Here is a 20399-nt window from a genome sequence, read left to right as displayed (position 1 = left end):
GCGGTGTCGACGTCGCCCAGTTGGCGCAAGCGGATGCCGCCGGCCCGGTGAGCGATCGACGCGGTGAACTGCGGCGGTCCGCTCCCGAGGAGCAGTTGCTCGGCGGAAATCGCCTCATGCGGACGTGACAAAGCCGAAGTCAGCAGATCCTCCGGCGCCCTCGACACACCCTCTGGTTTGTCGGCACAGTGAAATGTTAACTGGCCGGGATGTACCTGCCTGTGATGATCGAGGGGGAAAGAAGATGCCGGACGACAACAACTCAGGCGGGAACAACAACCAGCCGGACGGTGACTCAAACGATAAATTCGAAGACCAGGTCGAGCTGATTCTGGCCGAATTCGGCGACGAGATCGAGATCGATCCGCCGAACTGGCGCACCGCCGGGGTGAACGCCATCTACCGGTCCAGGGGCGTGCTGGTCAGGGATCACGACGGTCCCCGAGCGGTGGATTTGTTCGGCGGTGGAAACGCTCGGCGCAGCAGCCTCGGCGTCACCCGGCTCGACCTGCCGGACGCCGTACCGGCCGACGCACCGGACGGCGACGGCTTCACTGAGATCCAGCGTTTCCTGGCGCATGCCGACAGCCGGTTCGGCCGCGGTCATGTCACGCCGGAACACCTGTTCTACGTCTGCAGCGTCAGTCCTTGCCCCGCGACGGAGCCCGAGGAAGTGCTTGAAGGCGCGCTCCCAGATCCATTTCTGACCAAGGTGGGCAAGGCCGACGGCCGCGGGGTCAAGGTGGTCGTCCTGGACGTCGGCTGGACCCCGGCACCGAGTGCACGCTGGCTGAAGGGCGTTAGCGGCGATCCCGAAGTGGCCTTCGACCCGGTGACCAAGCTGATCCGCCCGTACGCGGGTCACGGAACCTTCATCGCGGGCGTCGTCCGCGCGATCGCGCCGCGGGCCGAAGTGGTGGTGAAGAGCTACTTCAACAAGGCTGGAGCGGTGTTCGAGGCGGATCTGGCCGATCGACTGGCGGAAGTGATGGACGAGGGTCCGGACATCATCAGTCTCTCGGCCGGCTCCACGACGCGCTTCGACGTACCGTCGATGGCTCTCGACACCTTCACCCGGCCGCGGCAGGGCGGCGCGGACGGCCCCGTACTCGTCGCCGCGGCCGGCAACGACGGCACTGACCAGCGGTTCTGGCCGGCCGCCTACCCCGACGCCGTTTCGGTGGGAGCACTGGCCGCCGACGGAACCAGCCGTGCGTCGTTCAGCAACTATGGCAGTTGGGTCGACGTCTATGCACCGGGCGAGAATCTCGTGAACGCGTTTCTGACCGGGCGCTACAAATGCACCGAACGACCAAACGCAGGCCGGTTCCGCGACTTCGCCGGTATGGCGCAATGGAGCGGCACCTCATTCGCAACTCCCATGGTGGCGGGCCTCATCGCCGCCCGAATGTCGTTGACCGGCGAACGCCCCAAACAGGCAGCCAACGCCCTGCTCGCCTTCAGCCACCGCCGCGTTCTGCCGGCAGTCGGGCCGGTGCTCCTGCCGGGTGACGCGAAGGCGTCGACCCACCGCTAAGCGCACGCTGACGCAGTGCGGCCGATCAGCTCGATCCGCACTGCGTCAGTACGCCTCTCGGGTGCCGACCGGCAAGTCAGCTGTTGACCGTGTTGCCGAAGGAGTACTCGCGCCACCGCGATCCACTCCACCCGGGCATGAACCCGAGAGCAGCTCATCGAACAGACGATTCGGGCCGACATGCTTCGCGGACGAAGTCGGTCGGGCTGTCCCCGGGTCGGGCCACGTGACCGAAATGTCTATTTCCCCGCGACGTAAGCACAACCCTCACGAGCAAGCTCCTGCCACGACAAAGCCGAATCAGGATCAACACTGAACCATTCCTTCATCGGCACACCCTTGTTCGCGTCGAACCGAACTCCCTCCCCAGCGGCCACCAACACATCGACCCGGGCCGCCGGCAACTTCACCACCAGCCGATCGTGCGCCAGCATCGCAAAGATCTTGTTCCCGACACGCAACGCCGAAGAACCGAAGCCCCGCCCCGAACCTGGCCCCGTCACTCCAGGCATATCCAGGAACTCGCCAACCAACTCGTCGAACCGCTCCCCCGGCGTCATCCCAGCCTCCCGGTGATCCCGATACCGATCATGACACTCGCCTCACCCATGAGATCAGGTGCAACGGACAATCACGTCAGGCACACTCCCGACCGGCTAGGTTGGGATTGCCCCGTTCGACGGACAGGGTCGATGCGAGCACGCGAGCGGGCCAGCCAGGGCAATGAGCTGCTGACTATCGGCCCGGAGGTATCTCCTGCGCAGCCTGATCGGCCCAGTCGAGCAGGTAGGTCTCCATCGGGCCCTTTCCCTTGACCTGGATCGTGCCGCGCGGCCGCACCACGAACTCCGGGCCGAGCGCGGCGGCAGCTCGCCCGGTCACCTGGATCTCGCCGGGCTGTCCATAGGACTCCATCCGGCTCGCCGTGTTCACGGTGTCGCCCCACAGGTCGTAGATGAACTTGCGCCGGCCGATCACTCCGGCGACCACCGGTCCCGAGTCGATCCCGATCCGGACCGCAAGCCAGCCCTGCCCCGGGCGGGCCGCGATCCGGGCGATCTCCTCACGCATCGCGAGCGCGGTACGGGCAACCGCCGCAAGGTGGTCCGGCTGCGGCTCCGGCAGCCCGCCGACCAGCATGTACGCGTCCCCGATCGTCTTGATCTTCTCGACGCCCGCGGCATCGGCGAGCCGGTCGAACGCGGAGAACACCTGGTCCAGCAGCGCAACGACTTCCGCCGCCTCCGTCACCGCGGACCGCGCGGTGAAGCCGACGATGTCGGCGAAGAGCACGCTCACTGCATCGTAGTGTTCCGCGATTACGCCCGGCTCGGCTTTGAGACGCTCCGCGATCGGCTCCGGCAGCACGTTGAGCAGCAGCCGCTCCGACCGCTCCCGCTCCAGCTGGAGCTCCCGGTGGGCGCGGTCCCGCTGCTCCACGAAGTAGCCGAGCATCACATACGCGCTCACCGTGACGCCCGCGATGTTCAGCACCAGGAACGTGACCACGAACCCGGCCGGCAGCGCCGCTGGGGAGTATGGGAGCCGGGCGTCGGGGACGGCCAGCAGGACCAACTCGACCAGGTACGCCGCCAGCCACGGCACAGAGCGCCCGAGTCCGAGCAGCGCAAGCGCCGCCAGCGGCGTGACCATCGCCCACAGGATCATCCCGCTCGAGGCCACGAAGCCGCCGAGCGAGAGCTGCAACAAGGCAGGCAGCACCAGGAACGCTGCGAGCTGTGTGGTGCGGAATGTGCCGAAACGCCGCGTCCGAGCCAGCACGACCAGCCCGACGACGGTGACCACCTGATAGGCGCCTGGAATCGCCGCCGAGACCGGGTCGCCGTAGGCGAGGTAGGTGAGAACCCAGATCGTGGCGATCAGGGCGATCAGAACCGACACGAAGATGAGCGTCCCCTGCCGAAGCCGCTCGTCATGGGAGTCCTCCGGCCGAGCGCCGAGCCCCGCCAGTCGCTCCAACTGGCGTGCGACCGTCCGCCTCGGGCTGGACCCGGCGGCGCCAGATTGGACCCGCGACCCGGTCACCCGGCTGAGCCTATGCGGCACGGTCCGGCGGCAACAGCCACCGAATGTGCCTACGGCGGCCAAGGCCGGGCGGGCGCGCGCGGTGGCTGCGCGACAGATCCCGATCCTTCTAGACAGTTGGCCCGGGCGCTGCCACCTGCCCCAACCCCAGTCCGAGCTTTCCCAATGCATCCGAGCGCATCCTGCGCGGCCAGACCGTGACCGATCCTGGCTCCTGCTAGGGAGAGTCCCAATCGCCGTCACCGGGTTCTACATCTTCTGACCCACGTACGGCGGGCAGTGTTCGGGGCAACCCGCATCTGGCCAGGAGCATCTTCTCGAACCGGGTCATCGCACTGATCTGCTCGCCCGCCAGGGTGATCACGAACAGGCCGGTGCCGTGGAAGACACCGTCGGCGCCGCGAACATAGGTACCGAACGCCGGCTGGCCGTTGGCGCGGGTGGGCACCAGGCGGTACTGGCGATTCGCGTTGAACAGCAGCCGCCAGAACTCGGCGACGATCGGCTTGCCTTCATACTCGAACGGCATCGGCGGCATCGAGAGGAACACGTCGTCGGTGAGTAGCGCGATGACCCCGTCGACGTCGCTCGCCTCGTACGCGCGGACGAACTGCGCGACGAGCCTCGCTTCGGCGGGCGAGCCGGGCTGTGGTGCCGCCGGCCGCTCGGCCACGCCGGCGGGCTCCTTGAGCAGCGCGGCCCGCGCTCGTTTGAGGGCGCTCGTCACCGACTCTGTCGTGGTGTGCAGCATGTCGGCCACGTCATGAGCCCGATAGCCAAGGACGTCACGCAGGACGAGTACGGCGAGCTGGCGGGGTGGCAGCAACTGCAAGGCGGTCACGAACGCGAGCGAGATCGACTCGCTCTGCTCGTACCGCGCCTCCGGGCCGGGCGCCGTGCCGACATCAGCTGACAGGTGTTCGGGGAGTGGTTCGAGCCAAACGACCTCGCCGCTGCGTGTCGCGGCCGGTGGTTGCACTCCAGGCACGTCCCACTCCTTTGCCGGCCGACGGCGGATCGCCCGCCGCGCGTTCAGGCAGCGGTTGGTTGCGATCGTGTAGAGCCAGGTGCGGACTGACGAGCGGCCCTCGAAGCCGGGCATGGCCTGCCAGGCGGCCAGCAGGGTCTCCTGCAGCGTGTCCTCGGCGTCCTGCAGCGAGCCGAGCATCCGGTAACAGTGCACCAGGAGCTCCCGCTGATACGGCTCGGTGAGCTCCCGGAACGCAGTACCGTCCCCGGCCTGCGCTCGTACCAACAAGTCGTCCTCGATCGGTCGCATGCGCCAACCACCTCCTTTGCCGGTACAGACACCACCGGAGACGAGAACTGGGCGGTGCCCCGCCGCCCAGTTTCGGAGCCGCCCGGTGCCTACCTCAACCGTCCGTACCGAAAAACGACAGGAGACTTCGATGGGACGCATCGTGATCAGCACCAATGCCACGCTGGACGGGATCAGCCAGGATCCGACCGGCGAAGAGGGTTTCGAGTTCGGGGGCTGGTTCACCCGGATCCCGGACGCGGACCGCGAGGCCTGGGCCAAGGTGGAGTTCGAGGAGGCACTGAACACGGCAGCGCTGCTGGTCGGTGGCCGCAGCTACGAGTGGTTCGCGCAGCGATGGGTGGGACGTCCGGGCGACTGGGCAGCCGCCCTGGACCGGATACCCAAGTACGTCGTCCGTTCCACCGCGGGACGGACGGACTGGGGCCCGACGACCGTCCTCACCGGTGACATCGCCGCAGAGATCGCGGGGCTGCGGCAGCGGGTCGACGGCGACGTCGTCGTGTATGCCAGTTACCAGCTCGTGCGCACGATCGCCGAGCACAACCTGATCGACGAGGTGCGGCTGATCGTCTTCCCGCACATCGTGGGCTCGGGCGAACGGGTTTTCAGCGACCTCACGATCCCGCGCGCGCTGCGGCTGTCCGGTGTCGCGACCGTGGGCGAGGGACTCGTCCAGCTGACCTACGAGCGGAGCGCGTGATGCGGACGCGCCCCAGATCAGGCCTCGTTCTGCTGCTGTGCTGCCTTGCGCAATTCATGGTCGTGCTCGACGTCGCGATCGTGAATGTCGCGCTGCCAACGATCCAGCGGGACCTGCACATCACGCAGGGCTCGGTGCAGTGGATCGTGACGGCGTACGGGCTGATGCTCGGTGGCTTCCTGTTGCTCGGCGGCAGAATCGCCGACTTGTGGGGACGGCGCCGTACCCTCATCACCGGGCTGGCGGTCTTCACCACGGCCTCGGTACTCGCGGGGTTCGCCGGGTCGACCGGAGTACTCGTTGCCGCGCGCGCCGTACAGGGTCTGGGTGCCGCCATGGTCCCGCCGGCAGCGCTGGCGATCCTCGCCGTGACGTTCGCCGAAGGCGCCCAGCGCAATCGGGCTCTTGGCGTCTACGGCGCCACCACTGGCATCTCGGCCTCGATCGGAGTGCTCGCAAGCGGTCTGCTGACCGCCGGTCCGGGCTGGCGTTGGATCTTCTTCATCAACGCGCCGGTGGGGGTGGGGCTGATCGCGCTGGGAGTACTGCTGCTTCCGCACCAAGCTCCAGGGCGCGCGGTGCGGCAACGCTTCGACCTCGGCGGCGCGCTCACGGCAACCGGTGGCCTGTTGTTGCTGGTGTACGCCGTGAGCCGATCGAGCACTCACGGATGGCGATCGACCGGCACCCTGGGCCTACTCGCCGCGTCGGCCGTGGCGTTCGTCGTGTTCGTGGTCATCGAGACCCGATCGTCCGCGCCGCTGGTACCGGCGGCAGCAGTACGGAACCGGTCGCTGGTTGCTGCGAACCTCGCCGCGTTCCTGCTGTTCGGCGCAATCTTCGCGTCCATCTTCCTCGGGTCGCTGCTCATGCAGCAGGCGCTTGGCTACTCCCCCACTCGCACGGGTCTGGCCTGGCTGGCAACCACCGTCACGTCCTTCGTGACCGCGGCGACGAGCGGCGCGAAACTCGTGGGAATCGTCGGACCGCGGCGCCTGATCACAGCGGGCTTCGGAGTGCTGGCCGTCGCCGCCTACCTGCTGACCCGAGTCCCCGCACATCCGCATTATGCGAGCAGCCTGATGCCGATGTTGATCCTGACCGGGTTCGCCGGGGGCCTGGCCGCACCCGCCGTCCAGATCAGCGCTCTCACCGGGGTGCACCACGACATGGCCGGGCTTGCCGGCGGCCTCGTCGAGACGATGCGAGAGGTCGGCGGAGGCATCAGCGTCGCGGTCGCGGCCACGGTCCTCGCGTCCCGCGGTCTGGACGCCCACGCGTTCCACCGTGCGTACTGGGTCGTATTCGCGGCAGCCGGCCTGGGGTTGCTCGTGACACTCGTAGCGTTCCCGCGCCGCGGTCGCGGCGGCGACCTGTCGATCGCATCCGGCAAGCGGCGAGGCGGCGAGCCGATCCCGCAGCCAACCGGACCCACGCACCGCTAGCCGTGTCGGGCACCTGAGGCAGGTGTACTCCGCCCACACCGATTCTGAGACCGCAGGCAGCATGCCTTGAGGTACGCGTTGATTCGGCAAGAGGCGGCCATCGCGCCTTCGCTGTCGGCTACAGAGCTTGGGCAGTTCTTCGGCCGGTGCGGACCCGGATGAATCATCCGGGTCCGCACGGTGATCGTTGACGGGAAGCAGTGCGCCACGGTGCTGTTGGCACGGGCAACATCGCGGCCGACCATGAGACATGGAGCGGAGTCAGGCGCATGAGGAGTGGGAGCGGGCTCGACGCGACTTCCACCAACTCGTCGAGCACGCCGACAAGGCCGCCCTGCGTAGACCGTCCAACGGAACGCGGTGGACCAACCGGCAACTGCTGTTCCACATGCTGCTCGGGTACCTGATCCTCCGGGCCCTGCTCCGACTGGTACGGATCTTCGGGCGCCTCCCCAGCGGAGCCAGCCGGAGGTACGCACGGCTACTGAACGCAGGGACCAGGCCGTTCGACGTGATGAACTACCTCGGTTCGTACGCCGGCGGCAACACGCTGAGCCCTCATCGCATGCTGGTGATGTTCGACCACGTTATCGACAAGCTGCACCGGCGCTTGGATGCGGAGAGCGAATCGGACCTGGCGCGGGGAATGTACTACCCGACGCGATGGGATCCGTTCTTCAGGGAGTACATGACGCTGGCCGACGTGTACCGCTTCCCGACACAGCACTTCGACTTCCACCGGCAACAGCTCACCCTGAACTGACCTCAGTTCCGCAGTCCGCGCTGGTAGTCCGAATCGCCTTCTGCCATGAGGCGTGAGGTTCAGTCGCGGCGGGGGCGAAGCCGCGGGTCAGTAGGTTGACCAGGTGGTCGGCAGTGCGGCTGGTGGTCCAGCCGTAGTCGCTGTGGTGGGCGCGTAGGTGTACATAGGTGAGTAGCAGAGCGTCTGTCAGTGCTACGACGAATCTCGACGGGTCCTCGATCGGTGGCAGGGTCCCGTCGGTGGCGGCCTGTTCGAGGATCTGGAGCCAGGGTCCGAAGTAGTCGAGCTCGACGCCGATCGCGTCCAGGTCCGGTCCATGGAACGCGAGGTCGGTGTGAGCGAGTAACGGCAGGTTTCGCTCGGCCACCTCGCAGAGTGACCTGAGCGCGAACTCGAGGCGATCAACGCCCGAGCCGGGCGTCGGCGGGCGCCACATCAGCTCCTGATAGTCGGCGGCCAGCCTCAGTCGCAACAAGCGTTCGACATTGGTGCGGGTGAGCCCAGCTCGCCAGACCGTCGCGCGAGAGACGCCGGCCCGCTCAGCGATTCGGTCGAGACTGAGGGCGCTCCAGCCGTACTCGTCGAGCAGTTCGGTGGCCACAGCGAGGAGTTTGCTGTCCACTGCCACCCCCGGTCGGCCGATGGTTGAAACAGTGAGTCTCATGCTACGACGAGGCATGCCGCATCTGGAGAACCTCACCTCGGGTCACGAGGTCACACTGCGCTGGGTGGAGACCGACCCGACGCACCCTGCTGTGGACGTCCTCGTCAGACTGGTCGCCTTGACCGATGACGCCCAGGAGGCCGGGAATCTCTCCCATTTCCTGATGGTGCCCGGACCGGGTGGCAGCTGGGCCTGGACTTCGAAGCTACCCGCCGACCTGCGGACGGCCTATCAACTCTGCCCGGTTCGCGATCTCTCGCTGCGTACACCGAAGCCGGACGAGGATCAGTGGCTGCAGGTCCTCGCTGCCGGGGTGCCGGATCCACACATCTCGGCGGGACTGCCACCGGGGACGTTGTGGGGCAACCCCGGTCCGGCCTCGATTCTCGAACTTCCAGCTGCGCTGCCGCAGCCCTGGGCAGCCAGACGACCCGACGTACGGCGGGGACAGCTCACCCGCATAGAACTCGACGACTCGGTCATCCAGGTCTGGACCCCGGACACCGATCGAAGGTCAGCGGATCTGCCGCTCGTGATCTCCTTCGACGGCAGCTCCTGGGTGCGGCTCGATATCACCGCAACGTTCGCGAACCTGATCGCCGATGGCGTCGTACCGCCTTTCGTTGCCGTCCTGGTCGAGTCGATCAACGGTTCCGCCGAGCGCGGGCCGGAGCGGGTCCGCAGCCTGACCCACCCGGATCAGTTCGTCGAGTTCGTCCTAGGCGACCTGTTGCCGTATCTGCGCACGGCCTACCCGGTCACCGACGAGCCAAGCCGGACTGTGCTCGCCGGGCAAAGCCTTGGCGGACTGGCTGCTGCGCATGTCGCCGCCGTCGCGCCAGATCAGATCGGCTGGGTGATCGGCCAGTCGGCCGCCATGTGGTGGCCGGGCGATGACACCGGCGGACTCTCCGGCGCGACGGTCATCGCCGCCTACGAAGAGCCCACAGCGCGGCCCACGAGGTTCTACCTGGAAGCCGGCAGCGAGGAGGGCGAGCTCCTGAAGGCCAACCACCGATTCCACGACGTACTGACGAAGCGCGGCCACGCCGCCTCGTTCAGGGAGTACCGCGGTGGCCACGACTACGCCTGCTGGCGGGGAGGCTTGGCGGACGGCATCATCGCCGCCCTGCACTGAACGGATCGGCGGTCGGCCTGCACCCACAGGTCGCCGAGGGCGCGAAGCGGTGCCGGGCGGGATCGCCGCACCTGTCGGCTCTGAGCAGGGGGTCTGCGTTGTGGACGGTGTGGTCGACGCAGGGAGTCATGTCCGTCGGTTTGCTGCGGGCATAACGGTCGAGACTGCTGGACGCGGACCCACTGCTCTACTGTTCGATCATGTCCGACGCCCTGGTGGTGCATGACCTCGTCGAGCGGCTCACGGGCTGGCTGCGCCGGCTGATGCCACCCGGCGCCCGCCGCGACGAGCTGATCGCCGTGCTCACCGAACGGTTCGAGGCGGTGGATACCCCGGTCACTGACACCGACTGCGTGGCGATCGAACGGTGCGCGTGGACGGTCTCCCGCCATCTCGCGCTTACCTTCGAGCCCGGCGGCACCGGCCGGCCCGACAGCGTGTCGCCGGGCTGGCCGGATCCCGACCCGGACGTGGTCCGGGCTCGGGCCGCGGGCGTTTCGCAGGTACGGCGGCTGGCGGACGGCACCTGCCTCATCAGCGTCGATGAGCTCGACCCCGTCAGCCTCGCCCAGCCGTATCTCGACGCCGCGTTCGCCCTCGCGCACGGCTCGGCCCGGATCTTGCTCGACCTGCGCGCCAACGGGGGCGGCGACTCGGCAACGGTGGCGCACATCGCCGGCCGGCTGCTCGGCGATACGCCGACGCAGCTGTCCGAGGTCGTCTATCCGAACCGGCGGCGCCAGTGGTGGACACCCGCCCTGCCGTCCGGCACGAGTCTGCGGCAGCAGGTCGCCATCCTCGTCGGCCCGGGCACGTTCTCGTCCGGCGAAGCGCTCGCATATCACCTGCAGACACGGGGCCGGGTTGTCGTCGTGGGTGAGACCACGCCCGGCGCCGCCGATCACATCACGCCGATCCGGCTTGCGCCGACGGTTCTGGCGTACCTGCCCGAGGCGTACGTCGTCGACAGCATCACCGGCACCAACTGGGAAGGCACCGGCGTCGTGCCCGACGTCGTGAGCCCTCCCGACACGGTGATCGAGACCGCAGTGGCGGCGCTCCGCTAACGGCTACTGGCTAGCAGGGCCAGGTCATTTCGTTTCCGATTGAGCCTGTCCCAGCCTCGCGCGCCGACAGGGCGCAGTAACGTCCGGGCACTGCGCGAACCCGTGATCACCCTCGACGGCGGACCATCCTCGGCGAGGTTGTTCGTCACGCGTGTGTAGCGCTTGGTCACCGCCGAGGACGAGCGTCCGCCGCGTCGACACAGGGGCGCGTCCTCGCTACATGCGTCCGGCGGCCTCATGGCCTGATACCCTTCAATTGCCGTCGGCTTTCAATCACCGCCATTTGGCCCTGTCGTCCTCGGTTACGACCTACCGGGCAGTTGCCCAGGACCGAGACGAGCGACCGATGGCTTCCAACGTGAATCACGATGCGCGCAGCACCGTTCGCCCCCTGCCGACCCGGCTCACATTCGAAGTCCTTCGCGTGATGGAAGACTCCTCCGTGGCGGTGGCGGGGACCGCTGCCCCAGCTGACGTGTTCGCTGAGCTGGCGATCGCGCTGCACGACTTGCCGACCGTAGACGAAACTGTAGATGCAGTGGTGCACTTCGCACTGCAGGCGCTGAACTGCAGCTACGCCGGTGTCGCACTGCTCACCCGAGGCCGGCCGGAGATTGCCGCGGTGACCGCCCCGGTGGTCGAAGCCATCTACCAAACACAAATCAGCACCCGGAAGGGCCCGCTGGTGACCGCTTTGCACAACCGATCTACGGTCTTGATCCGCGACACCACCAATGAAACCCGATGGCCGGATTGGGCGGCGAAAGTCACTGAGCTCGGCGTGCGCAGCGTGCTCGACGTTCCGCTCGCGGTCGGCAACGGTAGCGCGACAGTCGGAGTGCTCGGGTTGTACAGCACCAGGCTGGACGCCTTCTCCGACGACGACGAGGCGGTGGCCCACATCCTGGCTCGGCACGCCTCGGTCGCGGTGGCCAGCGCGAGGCGAGACAAGACCCTGGCCGAGGCGGTCGACGCGCGGAAACTGGTGGGACAGGCGATGGGGATTCTGATGGAGCGGTTCGACCTGGACGCCGATCGTGCCTTCGCGGTCCTGCGACGCTACTCCCAGGACAGCAACGTCAAGCTCCGCGATGTCGCCCAGCAACTCATCGACACCCGCAAACTCCCAGGCTCTCCCGGCAACCCACGTTGACACGTAGGCATCTCCAACGGTGACGTAGTCGCAACCGCAGTTGCCATCACCCGAACCTCGAAACCTCCACCGACGAGTGCAGGGGCGGACATGTCGCCGACAGTCACCCGGGGCGCGGCCTGATCGGCCTTCGACCGCAGTTGCTCGAGCATCGCGGTGGACAGCTCGATCTCGCTGACCGGTACGCCGCGCTCCGCCAGCGGTACGGCGACCCGCCCGGTGCCGATCGCGAACTCGAGCGCGCGCCTGTCAGCCGCGAGCTCCGCCAACCGCTCGACCGTGGGCAACGGCACCTCGGGCGCGAACATGCCGGACCCTGGAGTGTCATACCTCTGCGCGGCGTCGGCGTTCCAGATCTCGTTCTGCCGTTCCGCGGCCGGCGGGAGCCAGCGGACTTGTCCTCCCTGTCGTCCTCGCCGATCTGCGGAAGCCGAGGCGGTCGTATACCGGACTGATTGGCGGTGTCGGTACAGCGCTCGGCGTGGTCGGGCTGCTGAACAAGATCGTCGACTGAGGCCACATGCCGGTAGGCCTCAGGTCTTGCAATCGGACGCGGGGATCGGAGGTAGCGGTGGGTTTGACCCGGTACGACAGGCCGGCCGCACACAGTCGAAGTGTGGCGGCCGGCCTGACCGCGGTCAGCTGACCGTCAGGACCTTCGACGCGGTCTGCGTCCCCTGGTGGTCGGCGTCTGCCAGCCATACGACGCGGTACGTGTACGTGCCGCGTGCAGTCGGCTTGATGCTGAACGCGAACTTTCCGTTCGTCGCCAGCTTTCCCGTTGTCACCGCGACCCAACTGGTTCCCGACCGGCGCTGCAAGTAGACGGTCATCCCGGCGTGCGGCGGGTTCAGATACCCGTACAGCACCGACGACTGGCCGAGCAGAATCGGGGACGGGGTCAGGTACGCCGACATCGCCGGCTGGACCTGGACCAGCACAGTCGCGCTTCGCGTGCCCAGCAAACCCGTCGTGCCGTTGTAGCCCCACATGTAGTACGTCGACACTGCGGGCTTCTGCGCCGAACTGACCACACCGTTGGCGTCCGACGTGAACTGTCCCACCAGCGACCACTTCGTCGCGGTCTTCGCCTTGGCGTACAGGTAGACCGGTACGCCGGACAGCTTGCCGCCATCGTTGATCCGCGTCACCGTGGTGCTCACGGTGACCGGCCGGGTGTACATGATCGAGGCGGCACTGGCCGTGATCGTGGCCTTCGTGCCGATCAGACGCACGCCGATGCCCGGGCCGATCTTTCCGGTGCTGTCCTTCACCCAGGCCCGGTAGGCGTAGCTGGCGGAGTTCGCCAATCCAGTCACGGTATAGAGGCTCGCGGTGCCGTTGTAGATCGCCGTACCGGACGTCGGCAGCGCGGGCGCGGTGTTGCCCGGCGCGCCGCGGACGATGATCTGGCCGAGCGTCGTACCGGCCGGACTGGTCCAGCGCAGCGTGGCAGAGCCCACCGAACCGGTCACGCTGAGGCTGCTGACAGGTGGCGGCGGTGGGGTGAGGTCCGCCCAGTTCTTGTCGATGTTCATGCTCACGCCGCCGTGGGTCTCGGTGGCGTTGCCGACATACTGGTGGACTCGCTGGTGGTTCGTCCAGTACGTGCTCGAGATGTACTTGTCGTCGGTGACGGCCGCCACGTTGTTCCAGCGGGCGAACCACAGGTTGTCCGGCCGCGTGTACGCCGTACTGGTGTACGCGCTGTTCAGGTCGACACCACCCGACCCGGCGGCGACGTAGGCGCCACCGAGGTAGCCGCGGGCGTTGAGCTCCTGGGTCCAACCGCTCAGGTAGGACAGCACTGAGGCCTTGCACGCGGCCGTGGAGGCGTAGCCCTCGATGTCGCTGTAGATCGCGCTTCGCTGCGCGAACCCAAGCGCCTGCGCCGCTGCAACGGCGTTGGCGGCGGCGGTCTTGCCCTGCGCCAGTGCGGTGGCCGGGTCAGTAGACATCTTGCTGCTGAAGTTCGTGCAGGGTGCCTGCATGCCGACGTCGATCAGCAGGAACTGCCAGCCCTTGCTCGCGTTGGTCGACACCCAGTCAGGCGTCAGGTTCGCCTGCGCACAGGCGCGCAGGCCACCACTGATGTAGATGCCGACGGCCTTGTAGTCCGGCAGCCACGCGTCCATCGTCGACTGGCTCGGCGCCGTACAAGCGTCGAACGCCTGACCGGTGAAGTTGCCCGTGGCAACCACCGAGGGCGCGACCGCGGCCGGCTGAGCGACCTGGGCGGACTGGGTCTTCGAGACGACGCGACCCGTGGCCAGTACGTCGTCGGCCGCCTGCTCGTCGCCCGGAGCGTAGTAGGCCGTCGCGAGTACGCCGGCATCCTTGACGGCACGACGCAGCAGGCCAGGTGCCGACCGCTGTTCCTTGGTCAACGGCTCGAGAACGAGTCCCTCGCTGCGGCCGACCAGATGGGCCGGGCAGTTGGCCTGAGCGGTGCTCCGGCCGAGATACACGGCGGGACGGTCGAAACGCACACAGCTAGTCGGATTGGCGGCCAGGTCGACGACCGGCCAACTCACTGGCACAGTGACTTCGTAACCGCGGTACGAGACCTTCTGGGTCTCCTCCGCGGCGGCCGGGCGGCTGATGGTCACCACGGCGGCCACCCCGGCCACCAGCCCAAGGGCGACAATCAGCACCCCGGGTCTGTACAGCCTCACAGAAGCTCCTCACTTTCGGCGGACGGCTGGCCCGGCGGAAAGTGCGACCCCCAGTCCCAACCCCTGATCCCCAAGTCAAGGCGAGTGCCCGCCGCTCTGTCCAAGAGCCTCAGGCACTCGCCTCGATGCCCGAATGCTATCGATGCAGATCACAGGAGCAGCGGTTGGGGGCAGCGTCGGTGGCAGCATGCGCTGCGGACCAGGAAGCGCACAGAGACGCGGATCGAGCTCGAAGACAACGACGACCATGGCCGGTACGGAATTTCGACGAAACCGGCGACGGCCTCGTTCGCCACGAGTTCCCGACTTCGGCCTGCACCCCTGGCGAGGCCACGGCATGACCGCCACCTGCGACCACGAGACCCACGGCCTCCAACGACGCCGCGGAGAACGCGGCGTCTGATTCCCCACGGACTGCCACGATCGCCACGAAGGCGAGACGGTGCCACAGACCGGAGGCCAGCAGGCGATTAGGAACGTCCTGATCTGCCGATGTCAGGATGTTCCCTGAGCCTCCGGTCTACCGGTGGCTCGTGGTTCCCTGGGATGGCTGAACACCCACAACACCTTCGAAAGGCTGCCATCATCTTGGCGTGCCCTCGATGAACCCGTTTGAGAATCCGCTGATCCTGATCGGTTACTGGAGCGGCGGCTACGCAGACCGTGGCTGGCCGGACGTCGGAGAGTTCGTTGATGAGGACTGGGACGAAGACGAGCGCCTGGAAGTCGGCCTCTACCTGAGGAATGGCCTGGTCGCGCGGGCGTGGATGGGCTTGTCGCCTTGCCGCCTGTGCGACAACGCAACCAACGGCAACCTCGATTTGACCGACGGCGTCTACATCTGGCCTGAGGGACTTGCCCACTATGTACTCGACCACCACGTGCGGCTTCCTCAGGAGTTCGTGGAACATGTACGGGACAGAGACGAACTCACAGATGAAGTGAACGTCGACGAACGCTGGTGGCGAAGCGTAGCCCCGCCCAGCGGATGAGGCTCACCTGGACGCACGGATCTGCCACAAAGCGAGCTGGTCGCCGCAGCTCAGAAGAGACTGACGTAAACGGTTTCGTCGGGGATCGAGTCGTCGGCGAACGCACTTCGGTTGGTCAGGTGTCCGTCGACCTGACCAACTCTCACCAACTGCCCGCCGTCCTTGAATACGAGGTTCAGCCCGTGTTCGGGTTCCCATGCGCACTCGTTTTCGATGCTCAGGTACCAATGGGCTTCGTCGCGTTGCACCCAAACCTGATTGCCGAGGGTGACGAAGTCCCACACTGCTTCGATTCCGGGTATCGCTGGAAAGCCGGGCTCGGAGCCGTAGCGCTCCGCGAAGTCGCGGTAGTAGGCCCAGACGTGGTCGCCGGCCTGGCGTCGGAGGTCCTCGTTACTGAGGCTGCGAAATCGCTCGACGCTTGCGGCGAGCCTCGGAGACCACGAAGGATCGAATCCATCGATGGTGAAGCGGCATGGGGATCCGAGGGCCTGAACTTCTAGCGGCTCGCTGACCAGCCAGTCGAACTCTTCGTTGGCCAGCGTGCCGAGGCCTGGAACCGTGCGGGTCATGGGTCGAAGTATCGCCCGCTAACGCACTGATCTGCCGCGTTCCGCGCGCTCATGCCGAATTCAGGAAGGGCTCGACGGGAAGGCCAACTGCGGACCATGCCAGGGCCCGGCGTTATCGGGTCGAGCGCTCGTGGAGCAAATGTGCCGCCGGGCCTGGCCTGGTTACCCTCGGCGCGGCGAGTGTGGCAGCGGGTTCGCCTGCCAGGCGTGTGCCTGCGATGATTCGCGTGTGAGCACAGAGCGTCGCGTGGGACCGCAGTTGGCTGACGGTGCGGTCGGCCGCTGTTGGCGGGTGGCCCTGTCCATCCGGCTCGGCACGGGAGCGGCAGTCGTCGCGACTGGCGCGATCGCCCTGATCTCCACCGCGATGCAAGACGACCACCCGATCAGCGACCCGCTCACGGCGATCGCGATGTACGCGGCGCTGTGGTGGTTTGGCGTCGTACGGCCCGCGGTCTGGCTGTCACCCGACGAGCTGGTTGTGCGCAATCGGTTGCGGACTCACCGAATCGCCAGAGACAACGTCGTTTCGGCCAGGTCCGGCTCGCACGGAATCATCATCATTCGGCGAGGTGGTCGCCCTTGCACCGCCGTGGGCTTGTGGAAGCCCAAGCGCGCCGAGGAGCGCGCGGCCAGCCTGAACACCTACTGGGCGCAGACCCCGCGATCGAGCAATCCTGGCGAGGCTCCCGAGAGTTCTTACGCGGAGACTCAGGAAAGCCCGACCAGGCGGCGCGTTGTCGACATCTTGGCCGCCGCCGGTCTCGCCATCGCCCTCACCATTCCGGCCGTACTCGTGGGCCTGGCCCCACAACCCTGAGTGGCTGTGGCCAATCGCCTGCCTCATCCTGGTCATCGCTTTGGTGCTGGCCATGACCTCGAGCTCTGTCACACACTCTTCCTCGCGCAGGCTGACGTAGCGCTTCCACTCCTCGTCTATTCGCTGCCCGCTTCGAGCTTCAGCCATGTGCTGGTCAGAGGTACGGATCTCCGGGCGGAACGCCCGGATTCGCCGCAGATAGTGAAGGCGTGGACCTGCTGGTACGACGACCGTCTCTCCCAGACCCTCCGCCGGTTCGTTCGCGTGCGGTGGTGGACCGCGGTCTTCGACGATGGCATGCCCAGCGAAGAGCATGATGGCTGCATGCCTGATTTCATGTGGCTCCCGGCCAATCAAGCATCGACAGAGGACGTCGAGGCGGTCTTCGCCATGGGCGGAGCCCACAAGTGCCGTTGCCAAGCGCTGAAGGTGCCCGGCTGGATCTGGCGGGACACGACCCAGGAGCAGAGGGATGCCGCGCTGCTGGAGCAGACCGCCTGCGGTACCACCGGACCGACGTCGGGGCTGATCGGGTACGTCGACGGCGAGGCGGCCGGCTGGGTCGCGGTCGAGCCGCGGGAGAACTACCCGAGGCTGTGGAGCCGGAAGCAGGCGTGGATGCGGATGGACCCCGAGCTTGAGGGCGTCTGGTCAGTCACGTGCTTCGTCGTGCGCAAGGGCCGGCGTCAGTCGGGGCTGACCTACGAGCTCGCCGCCGCCACCGTTGAGTACGGCGAGCAGGTCGGCGCCCGCGTCCTGGAGGGGTACCCGATCGAGCCGCCGCCGGGCAAGACCGTGATCTGGGACGAGGCGTCGGTCGGGCTGGTGCAGGTCTTCCTCGAGGCTGGTTACGAGGTGGTGGCTTCGCCCACCCTGCGGCGGCGTGTGGTGCGGCGACGACTGGGCAACCATTCATGACCGTCGCCAGACCGGCCCGACGAAGGGACCATCTCGCTCGGACGTGCCGCAGATGGCGTGCGCTGCGGCAACCGGATCTGCCGCATTCCGCGCGGTCATGCCGATGAACGAGCGCCGGGGATCGGATGATTGGGTCAGGGGGCGTCGGGCTGGCTCCGGGCCGACGGGCTTGGCTTGGTCCACGATGGTCTTGCGTGAGCAGATAGGAGGGTGCGGTGCTGGTCGAACTGGCCGTCGGTGACGCCTACGGTGCTGGGTTTGAGTATGCGGATCCGGAATTTGTCGCCACGCACAACACCTTGGAGGGATACGTCCAGCATCCAGCCCACTCAGGCGTTCGTCCGGGTGCGTATACCGACGACACGCAGATGACCATCGCCATCACCGAACTGCTGATTTCGGGTGGACCGTGGACCGCACAGCGGCTGGCCGACCAGTTCGTCCGCGTCTTCAAACGAGATCAGCGCGAGGGATACGCCGACGGCTTCTATCGGCTGCTGCGCGAGGTGGGTGATGGCGAGGAGTTGCTGTTCCGGATCAATCCGCACAGCGACAAGAGCGGTGCAGCCATGCGGGCCGGGCCGATTGGCCTGTTGCCGACGGTGTCCGACGTGCTGCACCACGCCGCCGTACAGGCCCGCGTAACGCACGATACGCCGGCCGGCATCGAGGCCGCGCAGGCCGCCGCGCTGGCAGTGCACTACTGCCACTTCGAGCTGGGGCCGGTGGCAGAGGTGGGACGTTGGATCGACCAGCAGTTGCTCTCGAGTGGTGGTGCCGGCGGCTGGTCACGACCCTGGCGCGGCACGGTAGGTGCACACGGCTGGATGAGCGTTCGGGCGGCCCTCACCGCGATCACAACCCCCGCCAACGGCAGTCTGAGTGAGATCCTGCGCACCTGTGTCGCCTTCACCGGCGATGTCGACACCGTCGCCACCACGGCGATGGCCGCGGCGTCACGCTCGCAACAGATTACCCGCGATCTGCCTGTGGTGCTGCAGCGCGACCTGGAGAACGGCCCGTACGGGCGGGGTTACCTGTGGGACCTGGACGCCCGCCTGCTCTCCTGGGCTTCCCCCACCGTGACATCCGGCCCCACCGATGCCAACGGTCCGTCCCTGCTCGGTCTATGGGCCGACGATGCGCTCTACATGGGGGCGATGGAAGGACGTCGCGTCGCCTTCCTGGCCCGCGGGACCGGCTGGTTCGAACACGCCAACGCGCTGGCCACCGAAACGGAACGCTTCACCTGGGAACAACACCCTGGCGGCGCCATCCATATCCGCGTCACCCACTACCTGTTCCGGCAGAACCGCCAGCCCGCGAAGGTCGAGGAGTACGGGCAAGGCGAGCCGCTCGTCATGACCGCACGGGTAGGACGGGGCACCGACGCCCTCAACCGAGAGGTGACGGTACTGACCCTGGAAGACCCCACCAGACAGGCACGCCGATACGCGCTTGTCCGCCGCGACGTCCGGGACACCGAGGATCCCGCCAACAACCTGGGTTGAGTCCCTGCCAGCACCACCCGCGCCCGACCGCCCCCGCCCGAGGTCACAGCCGAAGCGTTTGGAGCATCCGCACATAGCCGCGATCCGCGCTCATGACGACGAGCGGTCACGACGCTGGCGATGCACCTATCCTCATCCGGGTGAACGAAGAGGCGCTCGGATGAGCCAGTACTACCGGGTTGGTGACGTCGTGCTTTGGACCCCGTCATCGGGGGTCTCCCGGGTGGTTCTCGGCCGGGCGCGCCTCTTCGAGGATGAACTGTCGTTGGCATCCGGCGCGGGGCCTATGGAGGCCGACTAGTGCCGACTCGATGTCGAGCGATTCAGCACGTTCGCTCAGGCGCGCGCATCCGGTGCTGCGCTTCATGCCGCGGTAAGGAGCAAACCGCGGGTCGAGCGTTTGCCCGTCCCCGAGAGGCCCATGGTCCCCCCGCGTTCTGGTCGGGCGGGGCCTACGAAAGCGCCCGTGCGGATAATGGCTGCTGCATTGGTTTGGGAGCTCTAGTTGCGCTCAGCCATGGAAGTTCGGCGAGCAGTTCCGCGGTGCAGAGCCAGATGCCCGCCGAGGAAGCCCGCACCCGCGATGACGAAGTTCCCGGCGATGGCAAGCTTTGTGCCGAGCCGGTGCCTGCCGCGCAGCCGCGCGACGAGTGATCCGGCAAAGAGGAACGTTGCAGTGTCCGCACCGAGGGCGTGGACCGCACCGATCCGGCGTTCGGCGCCTGACAATTCCGCCCAGTCTGCGGCCCCTGCGAGAGCCGTCGGCACGGACGCCAGCAATCCGAACCCGGCTAGGAGCGTCGCCCCACGACGCGACTCGGACCCTCCGGCGAGGTCGAGAAGGGACGTGCTGAGCCAGCACCCGGCGGTCACGTCGGTAAGCGACGGATGTAGGGAATGACCGAGCACGTCGGTGTGCAGCGGGCTGCGTCGTACCCGTTCTATCAGTGGCCCGTAAACCAGATCCTGAGCACGAGCAACGCGCTCGGAGAGCGGGCTTTCGCCGACCGCCCGGGCTACGCGTTGCGGCAAAGATCTCGACGCCACGCGCTCAAGATACGCTCCTGGCCCTCGCCCTGGAAGCAGCTAGCTCACTCCTTGCTGAGTACGCCGGCC

20 protein-coding genes are annotated in these 20399 nt (G+C 67.2%); 12 read left to right on the top strand and 8 right to left on the bottom strand.

Annotated elements, in window-relative coordinates:
* The first annotated feature begins 244 nt into the window (after positions 1-244).
* Complete coding sequence (locus tag OG876_RS32670; RefSeq protein ID WP_328520532.1) at positions 245-1537, top strand: S8 family peptidase; 1293 nt, start codon at positions 245-247, stop codon at positions 1535-1537.
* Positions 1538-1776: 239 nt separating this feature from the next.
* Here the strand turns inward: OG876_RS32670 and OG876_RS32665 are convergent, their stop codons facing one another.
* The 3 genes from OG876_RS32665 to OG876_RS32655 all read right to left on the bottom strand — a co-directional run bounded on the left by OG876_RS32665 (position 1777) and on the right by OG876_RS32655 (position 4862).
* Positions 1777-2097, bottom strand: coding sequence for a hypothetical protein (locus OG876_RS32665; RefSeq protein ID WP_328520531.1), 321 nt, complete (start codon positions 2095-2097; stop codon positions 1777-1779).
* Positions 2098-2272: 175 nt separating this feature from the next.
* Positions 2273-3583 (bottom strand): adenylate/guanylate cyclase domain-containing protein, encoded by a 1311-nt coding sequence (locus OG876_RS32660; protein WP_328520530.1) that lies wholly within the window; start codon positions 3581-3583, stop codon positions 2273-2275.
* Between the two features lie 217 nt (positions 3584-3800).
* Positions 3801-4862: a sigma-70 family RNA polymerase sigma factor gene (locus tag OG876_RS32655; protein ID WP_328520529.1), complete on the bottom strand. Its 1062-nt coding sequence runs from the start codon at positions 4860-4862 to the stop codon at positions 3801-3803.
* A 130-nt stretch (positions 4863-4992) separates the two neighbouring features.
* Between OG876_RS32655 and OG876_RS32650 the strand changes: the two genes are divergently transcribed.
* The 3 genes from OG876_RS32650 (at position 4993) to OG876_RS32640 (ending at position 7773) form a co-directional block, all read left to right on the top strand.
* Positions 4993-5565 (top strand): dihydrofolate reductase family protein, encoded by a 573-nt coding sequence (locus tag OG876_RS32650; RefSeq protein ID WP_328520528.1) that lies wholly within the window; start codon positions 4993-4995, stop codon positions 5563-5565.
* The gene (locus OG876_RS32645; protein ID WP_328520527.1) at positions 5565-7010 is read left to right on the top strand and encodes an MFS transporter; all 1446 of its coding nucleotides are present in this window, start codon (positions 5565-5567) and stop codon (positions 7008-7010) included. Before OG876_RS32650 ends, OG876_RS32645 begins: the two co-directional genes overlap by 1 nt.
* 250 nt (positions 7011-7260) lie before the next feature.
* Complete coding sequence (locus OG876_RS32640) at positions 7261-7773, top strand: DinB family protein (RefSeq protein ID WP_328520526.1); 513 nt, start codon at positions 7261-7263, stop codon at positions 7771-7773.
* Here the strand turns inward: OG876_RS32640 and OG876_RS32635 are convergent.
* On the bottom strand, positions 7760-8374 hold the full coding sequence (locus OG876_RS32635) for a TetR/AcrR family transcriptional regulator (RefSeq protein ID WP_328520525.1): 615 nt from the start codon (positions 8372-8374) through the stop codon (positions 7760-7762). The genes OG876_RS32640 and OG876_RS32635 overlap by 14 nt on opposite strands.
* Before the next feature lie 76 nt (positions 8375-8450).
* On the opposite strand from OG876_RS32635, the gene OG876_RS32630 reads away from it, so the two are divergent.
* The 3 genes from OG876_RS32630 (at position 8451) to OG876_RS32620 (ending at position 11795) form a co-directional block, all read left to right on the top strand.
* Positions 8451-9575, top strand: a complete 1125-nt coding sequence (locus tag OG876_RS32630; RefSeq protein WP_328520524.1) for an alpha/beta hydrolase-fold protein — start codon at positions 8451-8453, stop codon at positions 9573-9575.
* A gap of 200 nt (positions 9576-9775) precedes the next feature.
* On the top strand, positions 9776-10642 hold the full coding sequence (locus OG876_RS32625; protein WP_328520523.1) for a S41 family peptidase: 867 nt from the start codon (positions 9776-9778) through the stop codon (positions 10640-10642).
* A gap of 427 nt (positions 10643-11069) precedes the next feature.
* Complete coding sequence (locus tag OG876_RS32620; protein WP_328526987.1) at positions 11070-11795, top strand: GAF and ANTAR domain-containing protein; 726 nt, start codon at positions 11070-11072, stop codon at positions 11793-11795.
* Here the strand turns inward: OG876_RS32620 and OG876_RS32615 are convergent.
* Entirely contained in the window at positions 11702-12103 is a 402-nt protein-coding gene (locus OG876_RS32615; protein WP_328520522.1) for a class I SAM-dependent methyltransferase, read from the bottom strand. The genes OG876_RS32620 and OG876_RS32615 overlap by 94 nt on opposite strands.
* Before the next feature lie 330 nt (positions 12104-12433).
* Positions 12434-14470: a DUF1906 domain-containing protein gene (locus OG876_RS32610; protein WP_328520521.1), complete on the bottom strand. Its 2037-nt coding sequence runs from the start codon at positions 14468-14470 to the stop codon at positions 12434-12436.
* Positions 14471-15063: 593 nt separating this feature from the next.
* On the opposite strand from OG876_RS32610, the gene OG876_RS32605 reads away from it, so the two are divergent.
* Positions 15064-15462, top strand: a complete 399-nt coding sequence (locus OG876_RS32605; protein ID WP_328520520.1) for a hypothetical protein — start codon at positions 15064-15066, stop codon at positions 15460-15462.
* 50 nt (positions 15463-15512) lie between these two features.
* On the opposite strand, the gene OG876_RS32600 is transcribed toward OG876_RS32605, so the two are convergent.
* On the bottom strand, positions 15513-16034 hold the full coding sequence (locus OG876_RS32600; RefSeq protein WP_328520519.1) for a DUF6985 domain-containing protein: 522 nt from the start codon (positions 16032-16034) through the stop codon (positions 15513-15515).
* Positions 16035-16263: 229 nt separating this feature from the next.
* Between OG876_RS32600 and OG876_RS32595 the strand changes: the two genes are divergently transcribed.
* From OG876_RS32595 to OG876_RS44125, 4 genes are all read left to right on the top strand, one after another.
* Positions 16264-16854 carry a hypothetical protein gene (locus OG876_RS32595; protein WP_328520518.1) on the top strand — a complete coding sequence of 197 codons (591 nt, stop codon included), beginning with the start codon at positions 16264-16266 and terminating at the stop codon, positions 16852-16854.
* 324 nt (positions 16855-17178) lie between these two features.
* Positions 17179-17772, top strand: a complete 594-nt coding sequence (locus OG876_RS32590; protein WP_328520517.1) for a hypothetical protein — start codon at positions 17179-17181, stop codon at positions 17770-17772.
* Between the two features lie 215 nt (positions 17773-17987).
* Complete coding sequence (locus OG876_RS32585) at positions 17988-19283, top strand: ADP-ribosylglycohydrolase family protein (protein WP_328520516.1); 1296 nt, start codon at positions 17988-17990, stop codon at positions 19281-19283.
* A gap of 160 nt (positions 19284-19443) precedes the next feature.
* Positions 19444-19584, top strand: coding sequence for a DUF6086 family protein (locus tag OG876_RS44125; protein ID WP_442914042.1), 141 nt, complete (start codon positions 19444-19446; stop codon positions 19582-19584).
* 200 nt (positions 19585-19784) lie between these two features.
* Here the strand turns inward: OG876_RS44125 and OG876_RS44120 are convergent, their stop codons facing one another.
* On the bottom strand, positions 19785-20156 hold the full coding sequence (locus tag OG876_RS44120) for a hypothetical protein (protein ID WP_442914041.1): 372 nt from the start codon (positions 20154-20156) through the stop codon (positions 19785-19787).
* Positions 20157-20399 lie beyond the last annotated feature (243 nt).

Origin of the sequence: Kribbella sp. NBC_00359, assembly GCF_036097425.1 — a bacterium.
GTDB lineage: Bacteria > Actinomycetota > Actinomycetes > Propionibacteriales > Kribbellaceae > Kribbella.
The sequence above is the reverse complement of the archived record's forward strand: the minus strand, read 5'-3'. Positions and strand labels throughout refer to the sequence as shown.

Coding starts and splice junctions, on each gene's coding strand:
- OG876_RS32670 (WP_328520532.1), top strand. CDS start 245: ATGCCGGACGACAACAACTCAGGCGGGAACAACAACCAGCCGGACGGT.
- OG876_RS32665 (WP_328520531.1), bottom strand. CDS start 2,097: ATGACGCCGGGGGAGCGGTTCGACGAGTTGGTTGGCGAGTTCCTGGAT.
- OG876_RS32655 (WP_328520529.1), bottom strand. CDS start 4,862: ATGCGACCGATCGAGGACGACTTGTTGGTACGAGCGCAGGCCGGGGAC.
- OG876_RS32650 (WP_328520528.1), top strand. CDS start 4,993: ATGGGACGCATCGTGATCAGCACCAATGCCACGCTGGACGGGATCAGC.
- OG876_RS32645 (WP_328520527.1), top strand. CDS start 5,565: ATGCGGACGCGCCCCAGATCAGGCCTCGTTCTGCTGCTGTGCTGCCTT.
- OG876_RS32640 (WP_328520526.1), top strand. CDS start 7,261: ATGGAGCGGAGTCAGGCGCATGAGGAGTGGGAGCGGGCTCGACGCGAC.
- OG876_RS32630 (WP_328520524.1), top strand. CDS start 8,451: ATGCCGCATCTGGAGAACCTCACCTCGGGTCACGAGGTCACACTGCGC.
- OG876_RS32625 (WP_328520523.1), top strand. CDS start 9,776: ATGTCCGACGCCCTGGTGGTGCATGACCTCGTCGAGCGGCTCACGGGC.
- OG876_RS32620 (WP_328526987.1), top strand. CDS start 11,070: ATGGAAGACTCCTCCGTGGCGGTGGCGGGGACCGCTGCCCCAGCTGAC.
- OG876_RS32615 (WP_328520522.1), bottom strand. CDS start 12,103: ATGTTCGCGCCCGAGGTGCCGTTGCCCACGGTCGAGCGGTTGGCGGAG.
- OG876_RS32600 (WP_328520519.1), bottom strand. CDS start 16,034: ATGACCCGCACGGTTCCAGGCCTCGGCACGCTGGCCAACGAAGAGTTC.
- OG876_RS32590 (WP_328520517.1), top strand. CDS start 17,179: ATGCCTGATTTCATGTGGCTCCCGGCCAATCAAGCATCGACAGAGGAC.
- OG876_RS44125 (WP_442914042.1), top strand. CDS start 19,444: ATGAGCCAGTACTACCGGGTTGGTGACGTCGTGCTTTGGACCCCGTCA.